Here is an 18,114-nt window from a genome sequence, read left to right on the forward strand (position 1 = left end):
ATTACTTAAACTTAAATGAAAAAGGTTTTATTAGGAATATTTGGTTTACTTTTCCTGGTCTTATCCGGCTGGCTGGGATATTATTTTTATAAAAAATCGCACACCGATCCTATCGTTTATAAAACCGAAAAGCCTTTTGTAACAAATATTATAAAGAAAACAGTGGCTACCGGTTCTATTGTACCGCGGCGGGAAGTGCAAATAAAATCACAGGTTTCGGGTATAATTGAAGAATTGTATGTGGAGGCGGGCCAGGTGGTAAAAGCCGGTCAATTAATTGCGAAAATCCGGATTGTACCAAACGTGGTAAACGTAAATAATGCCCAAACTACCTTGCAAACGGCGCGCATTAACTACGCTGAAGCCCAGAAAGAACTGGCCCGCCAGCAAGGTTTATTCGAGCAGAAAGTAATCGCTGAGCAGGAATTTAACCGGTTTCGGGTAGATGCCCAATTAAAGAAAGAAGCTTTGGAATCGGCAGAAAGTAATTTGCAGATTGCCATGCGGGGCGCTTCGCGGCGTACCGGTACGGCCTCTAACTCGGTGTATTCTACCGTAGACGGCATGTTGCTGGATGTGCCGGTTAAAGCCGGCGGTTCGGTAATTGAGCGCAACAATTTTAACGAAGGCACCACCATTGCTGCCGTCGCAGATATGAAAAGCCTGATTTTTGAAGGTAAAATTGACGAATCGGAAGTTGGTAAAATACGCGAAGGCATGGACCTAGACTTAACCATTGGTGCCATAGAAGGCCGTACCTTTCGGGCTAAACTGGAATATATTGCCCCTAAAGGTGTACTCGAAGAAGGTGCCATTAAATTTCAGGTGCGGGCCAAAGTATTGCTCGATGATAAAGATTTTATCCGGGCCGGTTACAGCGCCAACGCCGATATTGTGCTGGATAAAAAAGACAGCGTACTCGCCATTAAAGAAAGCTTGCTGCAGTTTGGCAAAGATAGCACGTTTGTAGAAGTAGAAACCGCGCCGCAGCAATTTGAAAAACGCCTGGTTAAAACCGGTATTTCTGATGGCATTAATATTGAGGTAATTTCGGGCATTTCGAAAGAAGATAAGGTAAAAGTAAAAGAGCCGGAAGCAGCAGAAAAAAAAAGTAATACCTAAATAAAGTAGCCCAACAAAGAGCCGGCAGTTATTTATTAGTCTGAGGTGCCAAATTCTGACTACCCCGGCCTGTGCCCTCACAGGCCGGAACATAAACTCAAGCATTAGGACAGATTTGGAATGGTAATGCGTTGGCTTGTCAGGGGACAAACCAAGGAACAGTGGTTTACCTAAATTTTTATTCTTTTTTATCTTCTATTTTTATTACACCTTCTATTCTTTTCCGCTTCTGCGTATAAACCAAAACAAGATTTAAATATTGGCGTTAGCTGCGGCAATTTATGTTGCTTGCAACTGGTGCCAATGCATCTATAAGCCCAAACCAGGTTGTACTTATGAGAAAGAAGGATATTAAACTCCTGTTCGATAATAATATTAGTTTTAACGAAGCTGGCAAACACGTGCGCGATGGGTTATCGGCAGCTTTCCGGACCGGCGATAATTTGTGGCTAAGTTGCGATGAGCGCAGTTCGTTGGAACGCCTGAAACTGACAGATGCAGGTAGCTTTGGCGAGCATCAATCCATTGACCTGAATAAATATTTAAAACTGCCGGCTGGTGGAGATTGCGAAGTAGATATTGAAGGATTAGGCCACGGAAATCATTATTTATGGTTGGTGGGCTCGCATAGTTTAGCCCGTAAAAAGCCCCGCAAAGAAGATAGCCCGGCCAAGCAAATTAAAAGGCTGGCTAAAATAAAAGACGATCCTAACCGCTACTTGCTGGCCCGCATTCCTATTATATTAAACGAAGAAACCGGCAATTACGAACTCTACAAAAGTTGTCCGCACCCCAAGCACCCTGATAAAATATTAACCGCCGCCCAATTAGTGATGCATAAAAAAGGTAATCAACTGATGGATGCTATTGCAGATGATATTCATTTTAAAGATTTCCTCAAAATACCAGGTAAAGACAACGGCTTCGATATTGAAGGCTTGGCAGTGAGCGGCGACCGTATATTTCTGGGTATTCGGGGGCCGGTGCTGCGGGGTTGGGCAGCTATTCTGGAATTAGAGGTAAAAGATACCGAAGACGGTTATTTTGAGCTGAAACCTGATAAACAAAACCGGTTGTACAAAAAGCATTTTCTGCACCTGGAAGGCATGGGCGTGCGCGAACTGCGCGTAAGCGGCAACGATTTGCTGCTACTAGCCGGCCCCACTATGGATTTGGATGGCACTATTGCGGTTTACCGCTGGCCCAACGCGTTGTTGCAGGAAGACGAAGCCATTGTGCACCGCAAAGATCTGGAGCGCTTAATTGATGTACCCCACGGTTCCGGTCCTACTACGGGTAAAGACAAGGCCGAAGGCATGGCCCTATACGACGAAAAGCACGTGCTGATTGTACACGACTCACCAACCGATGACCGCAAAATAGGTGATAACGGCGTAATAGCTGATTTATATACTTTGTAGCCTACGCCAAAAATAGTAGTTTTGCCTTGCTTAGAACAACCTTATTAAATTATGGCTACTACTTCTGCGGCAGCTAAACCCGAAATATTGCCTTATGCTCCGGCTTATAAAGAAGCTTTCAGGCGTTTAAACCACGAATGGATAAACAAATATTTCGAACTCGAAGACTTGGATAACCAAATTCTGGATAACCCGGAAAACTATATTATAGCCAAAGGCGGCCATATTTTATTTGCCCGTTACCAAGGCGAAATAGTAGGCACCTGTGCCCTGCTTAAAGTTACCGATACTACTTACGAGTTAGGCAAAATGGCCGTAACAGAAAAAGTGCAGGGTTTAAAAATAGGACAATCTTTATGCCAGGCCGCTATTGCTGAAGCCAAAGCTTTGGGTGCCACTACCCTAGAATTATATTCCCACCGCAGCTTGCAGTCTGCCCTGCACGTTTACCACAAACTGGGCTTCCGGCAGGTTCCCTGCCCACCCAGCGCCTACAAACGCTCCGATATTAAAATGGAATTGGATTTAACTGCCTCGTAAGCAAAAGCACCTTTTTAAAAGGTAGCCTAAACCGTAACGCCGTAAACTTTAGGGTTTACCCGGCGCACGCTGTCTATCATCCAGCAATCGGTATAAGGCTCGGCGTTCTGCTTGGTAAGGGTAAACAGGAAACCAGAGTCCCAGCCTTCTTCGTTGCGGGTAATAATTATTTGCTGGGCGCATTCCCCATCCGAGACCAAATCGCTGGTTTGGTAAGAGGCAAAATTAAGAATAGGCTGAAACAAAGGGTTTTTAACCTGATGTTTATAATTTAACAGCGGACCTGCCGCCATTTTATTTGCCGGCGAGGCAAAGTTAAAAGTAGTTTCGATGCCAGTATCTTCTTTGTCGTTCTGGCGCAAAGATTCCATTACCAACCCAATTACCTCTTGCGGAGATAATTCGGGCGATGGCATAGGTAAGTCAATCGTGTATTGATAGTTGGCCATGTTTTCACTCAATTAAAAGATTAAAAGATAAACAGGCTTATGTGTAAAACGACTTACGCGTAAAGCGCCGCTCCCAAGCCCCTATGTACTTAACATATAGGTATTTCCATCTTGCAGCTTAAAACTGCGTTGCTTTACTTACGGTAAAACAGCCCTATCGGGTTTTTTATATTTATAAGATTTGTATTAAATTGTGGGTGTTCTTGCCCAAAATTGCCTAAGTAATTTACTTTTCCCGCTGAAAAATCATCACCCCGTTGTGGTAAGTAAGGTGGCCGTTACGGTAGGTTTTGCGGTCGAGTAGAAGTTTGTACCGGTGCTGGCTGGTCTGCATAAAATCCAGCGTAGCCTGGTAAGGGTCTTTCCAGTTGGTGTCGTCTACCAAAATCAGGCAATTATCCGAAAAATAAGGCTCGGCTACTTTTAAACCTTTTAACTGGTCTTCGTACTTATGGCCGCCGTCGTAAATGTAAAAACCAATTTTTTGCCGGTGCATCCGCGAGAAATATTCCTGGTAATCCATATCGTAAAAAGAATGCTTAGGGCTTTTCAGGCGGTTAAAGCGCTTCAGAAAAGCTTCGCGCGGCCCACCAAACTGCGAAAAGTTATCTACTCCAATACAAATTTTATCGGGGTTGTGCGCCACGCCCGATAGAAAAGTAAAACCATTCCACACGCCCACATTTACAAAAACTTCGTCGGGCGCCATTTGCGCCACGGCTTGGTTTATCATGGCACCCACGGCAAACGTAGACATGCGCGGTACCTTACAAACTTCTTTCAGCTTTTCTTTTAGCTCGGCATCCTGCTCGGGCAAAATGGTATTTAGCACATCCAGCGAAATACCCAGTTTCGGCAAAGTCCGTTTTAGGGTGCCAATGCCCAAAGGTTGTTTGGTATGGGGCTGAAAAAACCGGAAAGAAATATTATTGATAAAATCGGGGTAGGGCATCATGAATGTAAAATTTAAAAACGGGTAAAGCTACAAATTGTTATGCATTGCTGGTAAAATCACGTATAAATAATCAGGTGCTAAAATTGGTAAGTAATTTAAAACAAGTATTTTTTAAGGGAAAGCGGCGGCAGCGGTAAGTAATATTGTAAAATAAAAATGCCGCTAGGTGTAACAAAAGTTTGTTTTATCCGATAAAAAGTTCTCCCTTAAGTTGATAGACGAAGCCAATTGTGCCGTTGATCATAAACTATTTAAGGTAAAAATTAATTTGTTACAGATTATTAAACTAATTGAACTATGGAAAATCAAATGAATAATTCCGGACAAAACCAAATGGGTGGAACTGCTGGCAATACTGCAACTGGCAGCCTGATAGATAAAGCAACTTCTATGTTGGGTAACGTGAACCTGAATAATATACCAGATTCGTTGAAGCAATACGGTACTACCGCTGCCAGCAAAGTTAAAAACATGAGCACTACCCAAAAAGTAATTGGTGGTGCTTTATTGGCAGCCGGAGCCTGGTATTTATCTTCCCGTTCTAAAAGCGATTATAAAACTAGCAATCCGGCCCACGCTTCCCGTCGGAGCACTGCCTACGATCCGTCTTAACGGGTTACGGATTGTAAACAAAAAAGCCTGGCTACGCTAACAGCCGGGCTTTTTTGCTTTATATAACGTATTCCGGAATAATTACCCAGTAGTTGTTTAGTCTTCTATAAATAACTAGCTGGTAACAACTTTGCCGGGTTATTTCTTTTATTATTTTTATGTTGTATTATAAATTACCTATGTTTTGGTATTATCTATACCCATAGGTATTACGTATATATACAGGCAACCATCATGTTCTATTCCACAACTATGAAAAAAACGAAATCGCACTTTCTGAAAAAATCATTAGTTTCTTTGGCCAGTGGCTTATCCGGAGCTGTTGCCTTAACCATTGTGCACGAAGCAGCCCGTCGTTTTATTCCGAATGCCCCGCGCATGGATATTTTAGGAATGCGGGCCATTGCCCGCGGTATGTACAAAATGAATGAACAGCCGCCCGAAGAAGAAAAACTGTTTCAATATTCTATTATCGGCGATATTCTGTCGAACTCAATTTATTATAGCCTGACGGGTACGGGGCGGAAAGCCTGGTTGCGGGGAGCAACGTTAGGAGCCTTGGCCGGCATTGGTGGCGTGGTGTTGCCGGGGCCTATGGGCTTGGGCACTGAGCCCAGCGGCCGAACTACCCAAACCAAAGCCATGACCATTGCCTGGTATTTATTAGGCGGCTTAACAGCCGCGGCTTTGTCGCGCACTTTATTTGAAAAGCCAACCGTAGAAGAACTTGATGAAGATGATGTTGCTGTGGTGTAACCAGTTATAAAAACAATATTCAGGAATAAAGCAGTTTATCAAAAGCAGGAGCCGCCGTACCAACGGCTCCTGCTTTTTTGTTTAAGCTAAGTTTATTTCTTAAGCCGGTAAAAAGTATTACCGGTAAAATAAATATTTTCATAAAATTGTAAAAAATAAGAGTTAATGAGGCGGTTATTACCCCGATAATTTTATATTTATAGGAATATTTTCCAAAGCCTTCTTTCGCCATTAAAGAGCTACGCCGTGAAATTAGAAGATGAAATAAAACAGAAAAAAAGTTTTACCAATCCGTACCACCGCATGATTGTAAACATCATGTTTACGGGTAATTGGGTGCAAAAGCATATTGCCACGAAGCTAAAGCCGTACGGGCTTTCGTTGCAGCAGCATAATTTGCTACGGATTTTGCGCGGGCAACATCCTAACCCCAGTACGCTGGGCATGATTCAGGAACGCATGATGGACCCCATGTCTAACGCTACCCGGTTGGTAGATAAATTGCTGGATAAAGAATTGGTGCAGCGCGGCCAATGTGCCGATAACCGCCGGAAAGTAGATATTGTTATCACCAAAAAAGGCCTCGACTTACTAGCCCAAACCGATTATATTATTGCGGAATTTGATCAGTTATATAACACCCTCACGGCTGAAGAAGCAACCTTGGTGGGCGAACTGCTGGATAAATTGCGGAGCTGAGGATATTTAAAAAGAAAATTAATAGCTGTTATTATTATCTGAATTATATAACTATTTTCCTGTAAGGCTATTCTGAGTAGTTGGTATATTTGGTTTTATATCCTTTGTAATTAATTTTGGTATAATGTAAGCGGTTGTAAATAAATACTTAGTGATAAAGGTAATAAGCGTTTAATATAAATATTTAAAAAATAGACAAAGCAAAGGCAGGCGGTTAGTTTGTATTTAAATGATGGCAAGGAAATTGTAATAATTAACTTGTTTTCATAGCTTTTATTCTTCAGGGCAGGAGCGGTTTATAACCGTTTTTGCCCTGTTTTTTTGTTTACGCCAGGTAATAAGCTTAAATATTGGTTGTAATGGCACGGCCATTTATTTAGGTATCAAAATAAAGTAAAACAGTTAATTTACTCCTGGTTAATATCTTTTTAGCGTAATGGGGTAATTAAAATTATTAACCTGAATAATTACCGGTACATATTTCGCTACGTACACGTACAGCAACTTAAACTTTGCTAACCTTAATAAACCTGAACCATGAAATATAATTTATTAGGCGATACCGGTGTGTTGGTATCGGAATTGTGCTTTGGCACCATGACCTTTGGCGGGCAGGGCCACTGGGAGGCTATTGGCCGGCAGCAACAAGATGAAGTTAATGTGCTAATGAAAACAGCGGTAGATGCCGGCATTAATTTTATAGATACCGCTAACGTATATTCTTTTGGTTTATCGGAGCAAATGCTGGGCACCAGCTTAAAACAAGTGGGCCTGAACCGCAACAGCCTGTTTATTGCTACTAAAGTACGGGGCCGCATGGGACCCGGCCTAAACGAATTAGGCTTATCGAGGTACCACGTAATGCAATCTGTAGAAGAAAGTTTAGCGCGTTTGCAGGTAGATCATATTGATTTATTGTATGTGCACGGGGTTGATGCTGCTACCTCGGTAGAGCAGGTGGTACATACCTTGCACGATGTGGTGCAGAGCGGCAAGGTGCGTTACATAGGCGTGTGTAACTGGCCGGCCTGGATGGTAATGAAAGCATTAGGAATTGCCCGTAAACACGGTTGGCACGAATTTATAGCCATGCAATATTTTTACGCCGCTGCTAACCGCGATGTAGAACACGAATTATTGCCTTTAGCGCAAGACCAGCATTTAGCATTTATGCCCTGGAGCCCCCTGGCCGGTGGCTTTTTATCCGGTAAGTTTACCCGCGACCAAACCAATACGGGCGGACAATCCAGGCGCGATACTTTTGATTTTCCGGTTATAAACAAAGAACGGGCCTACGATATTATTGATGTGTTGCTGGAAGTGGCAAATAATTATCAGGTATCGGCGGCAGAAGTGGCACTGGCTTGGGTGCGCCAGCAACCCGGTGTAACCAGTACCATTATCGGGGCCAAAACGCCGGAGCAGTTGCAGGCCAATATTCATTCGGCTAGTTTTAATTTAAACCCCGAGGAGCTAACCCGATTAAACACGATTAGTCAGCCCGAAAAAATGTATCCTGGCTGGATGGTAGAACGGCAAATGGGCGACCGGTTTCCGGTAAAATAAATAGTTAATAAATAATACTTTAAGGAATTGTGGCAACATAATTGCTATAATATAATTACTGTTTTCATAACTTCCTTTTTTGCAGGCCAGGAGCATTTAATTAGCTTCTGGCCTGTTTTTTTGTTACTTGTTCCTAAACGCTTAATTTTAGCACTACACCGGTTATCTATAAAATATTCTGCTTAAAACAGGTTAGTACTCCGCCCAATTAGAAATTATAAATTATAAATTATGAATTACCATCAACTCGACCAATAATGTCTTATTTAATGGATAAGTTTTCTAAATATTAATCTGGAGAAGCACTGGCTATGTCCGTAATTACTTATGCTACCCCCATTGGGCGTTTAGAGTACCTCGTCGGGATGCATTATTTAGAAGTGCCTGCCGAAATATTGCAGCAACTAGGCGGCAAATTTAACATGCGGCTGTTGTGTACGGTAAACCATAAACTTACTTTTCAGGGCGGACTTATGGCGCTGGGGCAGGGGAATGCCTATATCAGCATTAATAATAAGCGCTTAAAGCAGTTGGGGGTAAAATACGGCGATGTAGTGCAGGTAACGCTGCAAGAAGATAAAAGCCAGTACGGAATGGACATGCCGGAAGAATTAGCCGAGTTGCTGCAGCAGGATAATATTGGCCGGGAACGATTCGACCAACTCACGCCGGGCCGGCAGCGCTACATTATTCATTATGTTTCGGCGGTTAAGAACCCCCAACTCCGCATCGATCGGGCTATTTTGCTCATCGAAAACCTGAAACAACTGCCCTTGGGTAAAGAGTCGTTCCGGGAAATGCTGGGGCTAGGAAAAAGGCCTTAACGGTAAATAATCAGCTATTGCCTTCCAGTACTATAGTTTTAATAACGTGAGTTAGTTTTTAGGATAGTCGTTGTTAATTTCTATCCAGTGGCCATCCGGGTCTTGGAAATAAATTTGCTTTACGCCATCTACGCGCACCGTTGGCGCTTTGGCGGTACCCGGCCAGTTGGTATATTCTATGTTGTGCTTAGTTAAGTTAGCGATAAAATCTTCTATAGATTTTACACTAAAACATAAGTGTTCATTTTTATTGTGCGTAGTCGCTTTTTCCGCGCCCTGAATTAAGTGCAATTGCCCGGCTACACCTAACGTAAACCAGGTATGTAAACCATCTTTAAAAGGCTCCGGTATTTTTTGCAATTGCAGCACCTGTTCGTAAAAAGCAGTACTTTTCTCCAGGTTAACCACGTGTACCGCTATATGATTTAAGACCAATATTCCCGGTGCGGCAGCATCTGTTTTCTGGGCTAGCGCAGCACCCGAGAGAAATAAAAAGAAACTCAGAATAAAATATTGGCTAAAGCGTTTCATGGCAACAAGGCTGTCTTAAAGTAAATATAACTTTTAACCAAGCCAAAACATAGCTAAACGCCGGATTAAATCTTCTGAAACACCCTTACATACTATAACCGGCTTGGGAGCAGAGAATTTAAAGCTAGCTTCCGGAACTGCTCTTAATATTTACCTTTATCTTTGCACCGCCAAACAGATAAAAAATTACTGGTAATAAAATTGCGTTATTCTAACATGAAAAAAATATTCCTGATTTTGTTTTTAGTGCCGTTTGTAGCAGCACAGGCGTTGGCTTGGGGGCAAACCGGCCACCGGGTAGTGGGGCTGGTAGCCGAGCAGCATTTAAATAAAAAAGCCCGTAAAAAAGTAGCCGCAGTACTGCAGCAAAATTCTTTGGCCGAAGTTGCCGATTGGATGGATAATATTCGGTCGGATAAAAAGTACGATCATACCGCCGACTGGCATTGGGTTACCATACCCGACGGTATGCAATACGAAGCTACCCAGAAAAACCCGAACGGCGATGTGGTTATGAAACTCGAAGAAGTTATTGCCACCCTGAAAGCCAGTAATTTAGCCCGCGAAAAAGAAGAAGAGTACCTGAAATATTTGGTACACCTGGTAGGCGATTTGCACCAACCGCTGCACGTGGGCGGCAAAGACGACCAGGGCGGTAATCGCGTGCGCCTGCAATGGTTTGGCGAAAATTCTAACCTGCACCGCGTTTGGGACAGCGACATGATAGAAGGCAAGCAATTAAGCTTTACCGAATTAGCCAATTTTGTAGGGCCGGTTACCAAAGAACAAATAAAAGCCTGGCAAACCAATAACATCCGCGATTGGGCCCAAGGCATGATGGTTTATCGTCCGCAGGTTTATAAATTGCCCGAAGACAATAAATTAGGCTATGTTTATTCTTACGAAAACTTTGGTACGGTACAACAGCTATTATTGCAGGCCGGGGTCCGGCTGGCCGGCTTGTTAAACCAGATATACGGCTAAATATTTTAGAACTTAATTAAAGCTTAATTTAAAGCAATGCACCGTTGTGGATATATTCCGGCGGTGCATTTTCTTTTTATTTAAATAATGGTAAATATTGGCGGTTGTTTTCTGAAGTCGAAGCTTTGGGTTTATTTGCCTTAATTTATTTTAAACCGTACTATTACCTACCTGATTTTAATGCGCAAGCCTAACGCCGCCTTATATGCAGTCTTACTTTAAATTAAAAGAAAACAATACCAATGTTTACACCGAAGTAATTGCGGGTATTTCGTCTTTTTTGGCTACGTCTTACATTATTGTGGTTAATCCCAGTATTTTAAGCCAAGCCGGCTTGCCTTTTGACGGGGCGCTAACCGCTACAGTTATTGTATGCTTTTTTAGTAGCCTGATGATGGGCTTGTACGCCCGCAATCCAATATTGGTAGCACCGGGTATGGGCCTGAATGCTTTTTTTACTTTTTCGGCGGTATTGGGTATGCAAGTGCCGTGGCCCGTGGCTTTGGGGGCCGTATTCTGGTCCGGTATTGTATTTTTGCTCTTATCGGCTTTTAACGTGCGCACCTATATTGTGCGAGCTATTCCGCGGCCTTTGCGGTATGCGATTGCAGCCGGTATTGGCTTATTTATTACGCTTATCGGGTTTGCCAATGCCAAATTTATCATTTCTAATCCGGCTACTATTATTGGCGTGAGCCCCTTAAACCCAACCTTGCTTACTTTTCTGGCAGGCCTGCTGGTTACAGCCGTATTGGTAACCAAAAATATAAAGGGCGGCATATTGCTGGGTATTTTATTTACCACGCTGGCGGCTTATCCATTGGGCCGTTGGTGGGCTACCGGCGAGGCGGCCGCTACCCTCGTAAACTTTAACGGTATTTTTGCCGCTCCGGATTTTAGCTTGTTATTTAAGTTAGATTTAATAAACTCGCTGCAATGGGCCGTGGTGCCGGTAATATTTGCTTTTGTTTTTACCGATATGTTCGATAGCCTTTCTACGTTGGTGGGTTTAGCCGAAGCCGCCAACCTGCTGGACGAAAACGGCGAGCCCAAAAACGTAAAACGCGCCCTCATGACCGATGCCGTAGCCACCACCTTAGCTGGCTTGGTTGGTTCCAGCCCCGGTACGGCTTACATTGAGTCGGCGGTTGGGATTGATGCCGGCGGCCGTACCGGGCTTACCGCGGTAGTAGGTGGTTTGCTGTTTTTGCCGTTCTTGTTTTTAGCGCCGCTGCTATCGGTTATTCCGGCAATTGCCACTGCGCCGGCTTTGGTGCTGGTAGGCGTATTTATGATACGGCCCGTCATAAAAATTAATTGGCTGCAACTCGACGAAGCCATTCCGGCTTTCCTGGCGATGGTTTTAATTCCGTTTACCTATTCCATTACCCAAGGCATTATCTGGGGCTTTCTGTCCTGGACCGCCTTAAAATTAATAACCGGAAAAAGAAAAGAAGTCCCCTGGCCGCTGCTGATAATTGATATTTTCTGTATTGCCGCTTTGTTTTTACACCGTTAATAGGATCGTACTAGGGAACGTTATAATGTGCTTTAATTTGTTTTGGTAGAATATTTTATGTGTTTCTAGCCTGACCAATTAACATTAATCCGATCCCAATAAAGAGTATTCCTCCAATTACATTCAGTACTTTATTTCCTTTTTCAGGATTCTTAAATTTAAATCCATGAGAAGGGAAGAACCACATAAAAGCATATTTATTCTTTGTAAAAAATGCGGTATATAAACATAATAAGCCCCAGCAAATAAATGCTAATCCATCTATCATTTTATTGACTTATTTTATTCCTTACGTGTCTTTTACAGATATTTACTTTTAACAAAATTAAAGCGGTTAAATTTATTCTTTATCTCACCCAATACTAAATAGTTAGCGGTAAACAGTTATCAGTTGCCACTAGTCAGTAACAATTGCTAAATTCAGAATACAACCATTTCTTTACCAAGCTAAAAATCTATAAATAATTGCTTGTTTACTGATATCTGCTTACTAATAACTGTTTACTAATAACTGAAATCAGGTTTTCTGTTTTTTCTTTTTGGCGGCGGGGAATAAAATATTATTTAAAATGAGGCGGTAGCCGGGCGAGTTGGGGTGCAGCGAGAGGTCAGTGGGGTTCTCGGTGCCGCGGGGCTGGTAGGCTTCGGGGTCGTGGCCGCCGTAAAAAGTCCAGGTGCCTTTGCCGGCGGTGCCGTTCATGTAGCGCACTTCGTTGGCCGCTTTTGTTTCGCCCATAATAGTTGCTTCGGCTTTCACTTGTTCTTTCTTGAAAGCGGTAGTTTGGCCCATAAACCCTTTAATGGTTTTTTCGTGGTTCTGGGTGAGCATGGTAGGGATAGGATCGTACTTGGCCGAGAAAGTGAACAGCGAAAAGAAATCATCTTCACGGGAAATATTGCGCTCCCAACGCTGGTTATCGATGCTGGAAAAACCTCTTTCGGAAGAATTCAGGCTGATAATAAAATTTTTGAAAGCAAAAGTTTTGCTGTAATCCAGTTTTTGTTGCGCCTGCGGGTCTACGTCATCGCCATCAAATACGGCATCCACAATATCTACGCCCTCCGCCGATAAAGCAATATCGTAGGTGTCGGTGGCCGAACACATGGCAAACATAAAGCCACCACCGGCTACAAATTCTTTAATTTTTTTAGCTACGCCCAGTTTCATGTGCGATACTTTGCCAAAGCCGAATTTCTGGGCAATGCGCTCGGCTTCCTGTTTTTCCATTTGCCGTTCCTGGTAGCGCCGCCGGCCCAACGATTTGCCGTACTGGCCGGTAAAATCTTCGTGGTGCAGGTGCAGCCAATCGTACTTCAATAATTTCTGATCCAGCACTTCTTCGTCGAACAACACGTCGTAAGGTATTTCGGCGTAGGTAAGCACCAACGTTACGGCATCTTCACCGGGAGCAGCGGTTTTAGGCGAATAAACGGCAATCTTGGGCATTTTCTCCAGCTTCATCACATCCATGTTTACCTCGGGGTTGCTAATTTGAGCCACAATGGCCTGGTACTGGGCATCCGAAATAACGCTGTAGCTTACCCCCCGCACCGATAACTCATTTTCCATTTTGGGCGAGTGGACAAAGGCAAAACTACCACCGCGGTAGTTTAGCAGCCAATCTACTTCCTGCTGGTTTTGCAGTACCCAATAGGCAACGCCGTAAGCTTTCAGGTGGTCTTTCTGGTCCGCATCCATGGGTACCAGAATTTCGGCGGCCCTGGCTTTAAAAGCCAGTAAAACAATAAAGGCAAAACTGAGTAGAAGTCGGTTGCTCATAATGGAAAGCCTTTAACGCATTTAAACAAATATAAAAAACCAGCCTGATTTTACCGAAGCCGAATAAATTAATTATGCAATTAATTATTAGGTAATTATAACGAAATAAAGTCTTTTAAGTAGGTAATTTAAGCTAAATATTAACTGGCTTTTGGCGAAGTGCCGTACGCAGGCCGCTAAAATAAAACTGACCAGCGCTAAACGTTTTGGTTGTGGCGAATGCGGTTTACAAATTCCTGCATCCGGTCGAAATGCGAGCCTTGCCAGTAAACCCGCCGGCAGGCAGGGCACTGGTAAAACTGGTTAAAATATTGCTTGGTTTTGGGCGGCAACAGCTCCCATACGGCTTCTTTATTTACCGTAGTAAGTTTGCTGTTGCATTCGAGGCAGCGGGTAAAGGGCGCCAGGGAATCTTTCAAGTTAAAATAGGTTAATACTTCGGTTAGTTGTTCTTCGGTGTGCTGGGAGCGCAGCCAATAACCCCAGTTTATCTTTTTTTGTTTTAGTAGCCCAATATCGCGGGTAAGTACCCGGCGGTTATCGCGGGCCGCTATTTCGGCAATATCTTTATCGGAATAATTATTTTGGTAACAGGTATCAAAACCCAGCAAACGCAGGTTTTTAGCCAGTTTGCCCAGGTGTACATCTAACACAAAGCCGGTTGCTGCCGGCAAATTAGCTTGCAACGAGTAACCTAGCGGCCAGGTACGCCGCGGAATTGCCGGGTAAACTGCTATCTGGTCGTGGGGGTGCAGCGGCTGCATAAATTTGGCAGGGGCCTGGTTTATTAATATTACGTCTACTTCGGGGTGGGGTATGCCTAATGCTTCAATGGCATCTTTTACGGCCGGTAAACTGCTGAACGAGTACCGGATAATGGTATTTCTTTCGCGGGGTCGCAAAAAGTCGTTCAGGTTGCCCTGAAAAAGAAAATCTGCCCATCCGGTCATAGGGTAATATTTCGCACACGAGCATGCGCGTGTTTAGTAAATATTTATACCAGAGGACAGGAATATTTTACCTCAACTTTCCTCTGATAAAATAATGAAATTTTCAAATCAGCCGCCGCCAACTTTTTCCTGGTCGGGATGCTCGTTATAGCTGGTCATGTCTTCTTTCTTGGTATCGCTTTGCGGCGGTACTTCGGAGCCTTCAGCATTAGCGCTTTCGGTTGGGTTATTAGAACCTTGGTTAGCCTTATTTTCTTCGCCTTCGGTTACTTTTGCCCCTTCGGTAGTAATATTTTGGGCCGGATTATTTTCTTCGTTTTCTGCTTGCATAGCCTGCTGGTTTATAATATTTAAATATTTCTGGGTTGGGATTACTTTGTTATAAGTAAAAAGCAGCCGGAATGTTTTAGCATAACACTAGAAACTACCCGTAGCCGCCAGCAGGTGCAACCTAAACTATTTCAATAATTATTCTACCAGATATTGTTTCAAGAGCAGGAATGCTTCTTCGTTGCCTTGCTGGGCCGCTAAATCTAAAGCCGTGAGGCCGCGCTGGTCGCGGAGGGTGGTATTGGCGCCGGCTTCGAGTACTAATTTTACCATTTGGTTGCGTCCAAATAAAGTAGCAAACATAAGCGCGGTGCCGCCGCTGCCGTTCTGTAAATTTAAATCTGCGCCATGAGCTAATAACAACCGGCCAATTTCCGGATAACCTTTAAAGCAAACACCCATTAAAGCGGTGTTGCCGCTGTAATCCTGAATATTTACTTCCGCGCCGGCTTTCAGCAAAAGTTCCGTAGCTTCTAAATGCCCATCGTAAGAGGCAATGATCATGGGGGTAAACCCGCGGCCATCCCGGCTGTTTACGTCTACACCCCTGCTAATTAATTCCTGCAGGTAAGTTATATCGCCTTTGCGGGCGGCATCAAAAAGAAGATCTTCGGGTCGGGAGGAATAAAAAGACATGGTACGTTGGGTTTAGTTCAGGGAAATAATTTAGCCCAAAGTACGGCAAAAGCCCAAAACAGATTTAATTATTTAAGGAGCTGCCAGGTTAGGGTTTACTTAAATTAAAAAAGGTTCTTTAAGCTGCTGCCTAAAGAACCTTTTTTTCAATGCTAAAAATTAATCATTAATAATTAATTGCGGTAATACCATCCGGGCATCGTGTATTGGATTTGGGCGTGTTGCCATTCTTTGGCTACCTGCTCCAGTAGCAGCTGAAAATCGTGCTGGGTAACTACGCGGCGCACCTGGTCGGGGAATATTTCGCGGAGCGGAAATTTATAATTAGGCTTAATTACCAGTTGATACAAATTGGTGAGAGGTAAACCATTATAAGTTTTTTCGGGAACCGTTAAGGCGTAATCGTCGGGGTTATTGGTATTCAGGCCCGGCACCAGCAAAGGACGTACCCGTTCATACACGTCTAGTTGCCGCTCCAGCATTATTTTGGGGCTAGGCAATTTTTTGTCGCGGGTCCACCAAATATTGCGTACTTGTTCCATGGCCGCGTAAGTATCAGCTTCGGTAGGTACGGCTTCCAGCTTTTCAAAAGTGCGGTCAATAAGTTGGGTCATGGCTTGTTCGTAAGGTAAACTGCTCTGCAAAGCTTCCATGCCCAAGGTAACGCCCAGCAAATTAGAGTAAGCATCTTCTACCGAAAAACTCGAAAAACGCTCAGTTACCAGCGGAATAGAAGAAGCGCCAAACCAGGTGGCAATTTCGTGCCACACCGATAAATCGTAAGCAATGCGGCCGGCCAATAAAATAGCGTCGGTGCTATCTAAATCGGCGGGAACGCACAAATTCAGGGTCCGGATGCCGCCTTCGGCGCCCAGGCGTTGCACCAGGGTTTCTTTGCCCGCTGTTTGCTTAATTAAATTATACAAATAAGCGGTCCAATCGGCTTGGTCGCGTAAATGCCCTAAATCTATAAAGCCACCGCGTTTGGTATAAATAATGCCGTTGCCTTCCTGCTCGTTGCCTAAATATTTGTGTGGGCCCAGATTGGCTAAACTGCTGATGTGCGTAATTTTTTTAGTAGGAATAGCCGCTACTTTCAGGTCGGAGCCAAAAGAACAACAAGTCCGGATAATACGCGGTGGCGGCGACTGAATATCTTTGGTTGGTAAATTAATTGGTTTGCTGTAAAGCGGGGTAAAACAACCCACAAAAAAGCTCAATAAAAATAGGTGCAATAGCTTCATTAGTCCCTGAAAAATTATACAAATATACAGGGTAAATCCGGGAAAAATAAGCGGAGATTGATTGAGTAGCCGATTTATCTGGCTAAGTACCAGATTTATCTGGTTAAATGTAAACAGGCAATATTTTTCTGGCCTGGCAAGTTGCTGCCGCAGGATTTTGAGGTAGGGTAAAACCAGGCAAGAAATAAATTAGGTTTGAAAAAACGAGGAGTAATTTCTTCGAAAGAAATATTTAAGAAACTAAGCTAGCTGCTAAAAACTTTAGTAGCCGGCTTATTCATCTGCGACTGCAAATTCCTGTTGGCATTTTTTTAACCAAATCAGCGCCTTTTCCCGGGTGGGGAAAAGACAAACTTTCAGGTGCCGGCCAATTAAGCTCACTTGCATTACTTCGCCGGCCGTTTCGCCAAAAGAGTCTGGTGCCGCCACATGCGCCAAATATCGTACTCCTGCTTTTATAGCTTCGGGTAACCACTCTTTTTCCAGCCACGCTACCGAGTCGTTCCAAGGGCCAGTAAAATAGGTGTTATCGTTTAGCTTAAAAGGGCACCTCACCGCCTTGGTAAACTCCAATCCTACCTGACAAGCTTTTTTTAAATCGGTTTTAGAAGCATAACCCTGCCAATGTGTATCAATAATATTTAATTCCGGATTGTATTTAATAACATAGAAAGTTCTGTTAAAAGCATTTTTGGCTTCTTGGTACATAGGGGAGGCTTATAAAAAGGCAGCATTACCTCTAAAACTAAGAAAGGTAGCAGAAGTTATCATAAACAAAATGTTTTTTAAACAAATTTAAATACAAGCTGCAAGCTGTTCAATTGCGGGTGTAATTATTAGTAATACCTAAAAATCTAAAACTAGTTTATCAGGGAGTTATCGCTTATTACACAAAACCTTCCTGAGCAATGCTCGCAGTAATTAAGCAATTTATTTTGGGTTCACAACTGCCTTAACCAAATAGGTCTATTCTACTTTAACGCAATCGAAAAAATCTTCTTTTTAATAAGTGTTTTTAATTATAGGTATATAAAAACTGGATTTTTAACAGAAAATAATTCCTGAATTTAAATGTATTGCTTGGTGCAACAAATTGACATTTACCTATGTAAAGTATAAAAATAACATTTTAATATTCTAATTCAACTACTAATAATATTAAATATTCTTTATGTATAATGTATTTTACCCCGAAC

Annotated in this window: 21 protein-coding genes; 10 read left to right on the top strand and 11 right to left on the bottom strand. The window is 43.1% G+C overall.

Going from position 1 to position 18,114, the window contains the following annotated elements:
* Positions 1-15 precede the first annotated feature (15 nt).
* From F0145_RS12530 to F0145_RS12540, 3 genes are all read left to right on the top strand, one after another.
* Positions 16-1,122: an efflux RND transporter periplasmic adaptor subunit gene (locus tag F0145_RS12530; protein WP_150088752.1), complete on the top strand. Its 1,107-nt coding sequence runs from the start codon at positions 16-18 to the stop codon at positions 1,120-1,122.
* A gap of 335 nt (positions 1,123-1,457) precedes the next feature.
* Positions 1,458-2,543, top strand: coding sequence for a DUF3616 domain-containing protein (locus F0145_RS12535; protein ID WP_150088753.1), 1,086 nt, complete (start codon positions 1,458-1,460; stop codon positions 2,541-2,543).
* A gap of 51 nt (positions 2,544-2,594) precedes the next feature.
* Positions 2,595-3,083, top strand: a complete 489-nt coding sequence (locus tag F0145_RS12540) for a GNAT family N-acetyltransferase (RefSeq protein ID WP_150088754.1) — start codon at positions 2,595-2,597, stop codon at positions 3,081-3,083.
* A gap of 26 nt (positions 3,084-3,109) precedes the next feature.
* Here the strand turns inward: F0145_RS12540 and F0145_RS12545 are convergent, their stop codons facing one another.
* Positions 3,110-3,532 (bottom strand): hypothetical protein, encoded by a 423-nt coding sequence (locus F0145_RS12545; protein WP_150088755.1) that lies wholly within the window; start codon positions 3,530-3,532, stop codon positions 3,110-3,112.
* Between the two features lie 226 nt (positions 3,533-3,758).
* On the bottom strand, positions 3,759-4,487 hold the full coding sequence (locus F0145_RS12550; protein ID WP_150088756.1) for a class I SAM-dependent methyltransferase: 729 nt from the start codon (positions 4,485-4,487) through the stop codon (positions 3,759-3,761).
* Between the two features lie 297 nt (positions 4,488-4,784).
* Here F0145_RS12550 and F0145_RS12555 point away from each other — a divergent pair, with 297 nt between their 5' ends.
* Positions 4,785-5,099 (top strand): hypothetical protein, encoded by a 315-nt coding sequence (locus tag F0145_RS12555; RefSeq protein WP_150088757.1) that lies wholly within the window; start codon positions 4,785-4,787, stop codon positions 5,097-5,099.
* 252 nt (positions 5,100-5,351) lie between these two features.
* The gene (locus F0145_RS12560; RefSeq protein WP_223816014.1) at positions 5,352-5,855 is read left to right on the top strand and encodes a hypothetical protein; all 504 of its coding nucleotides are present in this window, start codon (positions 5,352-5,354) and stop codon (positions 5,853-5,855) included.
* A 19-nt stretch (positions 5,856-5,874) separates the two neighbouring features.
* On the opposite strand, the gene F0145_RS26835 is transcribed toward F0145_RS12560, so the two are convergent.
* Positions 5,875-5,997 carry a hypothetical protein gene (locus tag F0145_RS26835; protein ID WP_262719727.1) on the bottom strand — a complete coding sequence of 41 codons (123 nt, stop codon included), beginning with the start codon at positions 5,995-5,997 and terminating at the stop codon, positions 5,875-5,877.
* 104 nt (positions 5,998-6,101) lie between these two features.
* Here F0145_RS26835 and F0145_RS12565 point away from each other — a divergent pair, with 104 nt between their 5' ends.
* The 3 genes from F0145_RS12565 (at position 6,102) to F0145_RS12575 (ending at position 8,944) form a co-directional block, all read left to right on the top strand.
* Positions 6,102-6,554, top strand: coding sequence for a MarR family winged helix-turn-helix transcriptional regulator (locus F0145_RS12565; RefSeq protein WP_150088758.1), 453 nt, complete (start codon positions 6,102-6,104; stop codon positions 6,552-6,554).
* Positions 6,555-7,091: 537 nt separating this feature from the next.
* On the top strand, positions 7,092-8,120 hold the full coding sequence (locus F0145_RS12570; RefSeq protein WP_150088759.1) for an aldo/keto reductase: 1,029 nt from the start codon (positions 7,092-7,094) through the stop codon (positions 8,118-8,120).
* Between the two features lie 311 nt (positions 8,121-8,431).
* On the top strand, positions 8,432-8,944 hold the full coding sequence (locus tag F0145_RS12575) for a YdeI/OmpD-associated family protein (protein WP_150088760.1): 513 nt from the start codon (positions 8,432-8,434) through the stop codon (positions 8,942-8,944).
* Between the two features lie 51 nt (positions 8,945-8,995).
* Here the strand turns inward: F0145_RS12575 and F0145_RS12580 are convergent, their stop codons facing one another.
* Positions 8,996-9,475 carry a VOC family protein gene (locus F0145_RS12580; protein ID WP_150088761.1) on the bottom strand — a complete coding sequence of 160 codons (480 nt, stop codon included), beginning with the start codon at positions 9,473-9,475 and terminating at the stop codon, positions 8,996-8,998.
* Positions 9,476-9,691: 216 nt separating this feature from the next.
* Between F0145_RS12580 and F0145_RS12585 the strand changes: the two genes are divergently transcribed.
* Positions 9,692-10,459, top strand: a complete 768-nt coding sequence (locus F0145_RS12585; RefSeq protein ID WP_150088762.1) for a S1/P1 nuclease — start codon at positions 9,692-9,694, stop codon at positions 10,457-10,459.
* Between the two features lie 205 nt (positions 10,460-10,664).
* A complete protein-coding gene (locus F0145_RS12590; protein WP_150088763.1) occupies positions 10,665-11,978 on the top strand; it encodes an NCS2 family permease in 1,314 nt (437 codons plus the stop codon).
* 55 nt (positions 11,979-12,033) lie between these two features.
* Here F0145_RS12590 and F0145_RS12595 read toward each other — a convergent pair whose 3' ends face one another.
* The 7 genes from F0145_RS12595 to F0145_RS12625 form a co-directional block, all read right to left on the bottom strand.
* Positions 12,034-12,246 (bottom strand): hypothetical protein, encoded by a 213-nt coding sequence (locus F0145_RS12595; protein ID WP_150088764.1) that lies wholly within the window; start codon positions 12,244-12,246, stop codon positions 12,034-12,036.
* Between the two features lie 249 nt (positions 12,247-12,495).
* Positions 12,496-13,758, bottom strand: coding sequence for an asparagine synthetase B (locus F0145_RS12600; protein WP_150088765.1), 1,263 nt, complete (start codon positions 13,756-13,758; stop codon positions 12,496-12,498).
* A 197-nt stretch (positions 13,759-13,955) separates the two neighbouring features.
* A complete protein-coding gene (locus F0145_RS12605) occupies positions 13,956-14,708 on the bottom strand; it encodes a Mut7-C RNAse domain-containing protein (RefSeq protein WP_150088766.1) in 753 nt (250 codons plus the stop codon).
* 108 nt (positions 14,709-14,816) lie between these two features.
* The gene (locus F0145_RS12610) at positions 14,817-15,038 is read right to left on the bottom strand and encodes a hypothetical protein (protein WP_150088767.1); all 222 of its coding nucleotides are present in this window, start codon (positions 15,036-15,038) and stop codon (positions 14,817-14,819) included.
* Between the two features lie 138 nt (positions 15,039-15,176).
* Complete coding sequence (locus F0145_RS12615) at positions 15,177-15,674, bottom strand: ankyrin repeat domain-containing protein (RefSeq protein WP_150088768.1); 498 nt, start codon at positions 15,672-15,674, stop codon at positions 15,177-15,179.
* Between the two features lie 173 nt (positions 15,675-15,847).
* The gene (locus F0145_RS12620) at positions 15,848-16,918 is read right to left on the bottom strand and encodes a DUF4056 domain-containing protein (protein ID WP_150088769.1); all 1,071 of its coding nucleotides are present in this window, start codon (positions 16,916-16,918) and stop codon (positions 15,848-15,850) included.
* Between the two features lie 273 nt (positions 16,919-17,191).
* A complete protein-coding gene (locus tag F0145_RS12625) occupies positions 17,192-17,626 on the bottom strand; it encodes a hypothetical protein (RefSeq protein WP_150088770.1) in 435 nt (144 codons plus the stop codon).
* Positions 17,627-18,114: the final 488 nt, after the last annotated feature.

Origin of the sequence: Adhaeribacter rhizoryzae (assembly GCF_008629685.1) — a bacterium.
Classification (GTDB): domain Bacteria; phylum Bacteroidota; class Bacteroidia; order Cytophagales; family Hymenobacteraceae; genus Adhaeribacter; species Adhaeribacter rhizoryzae.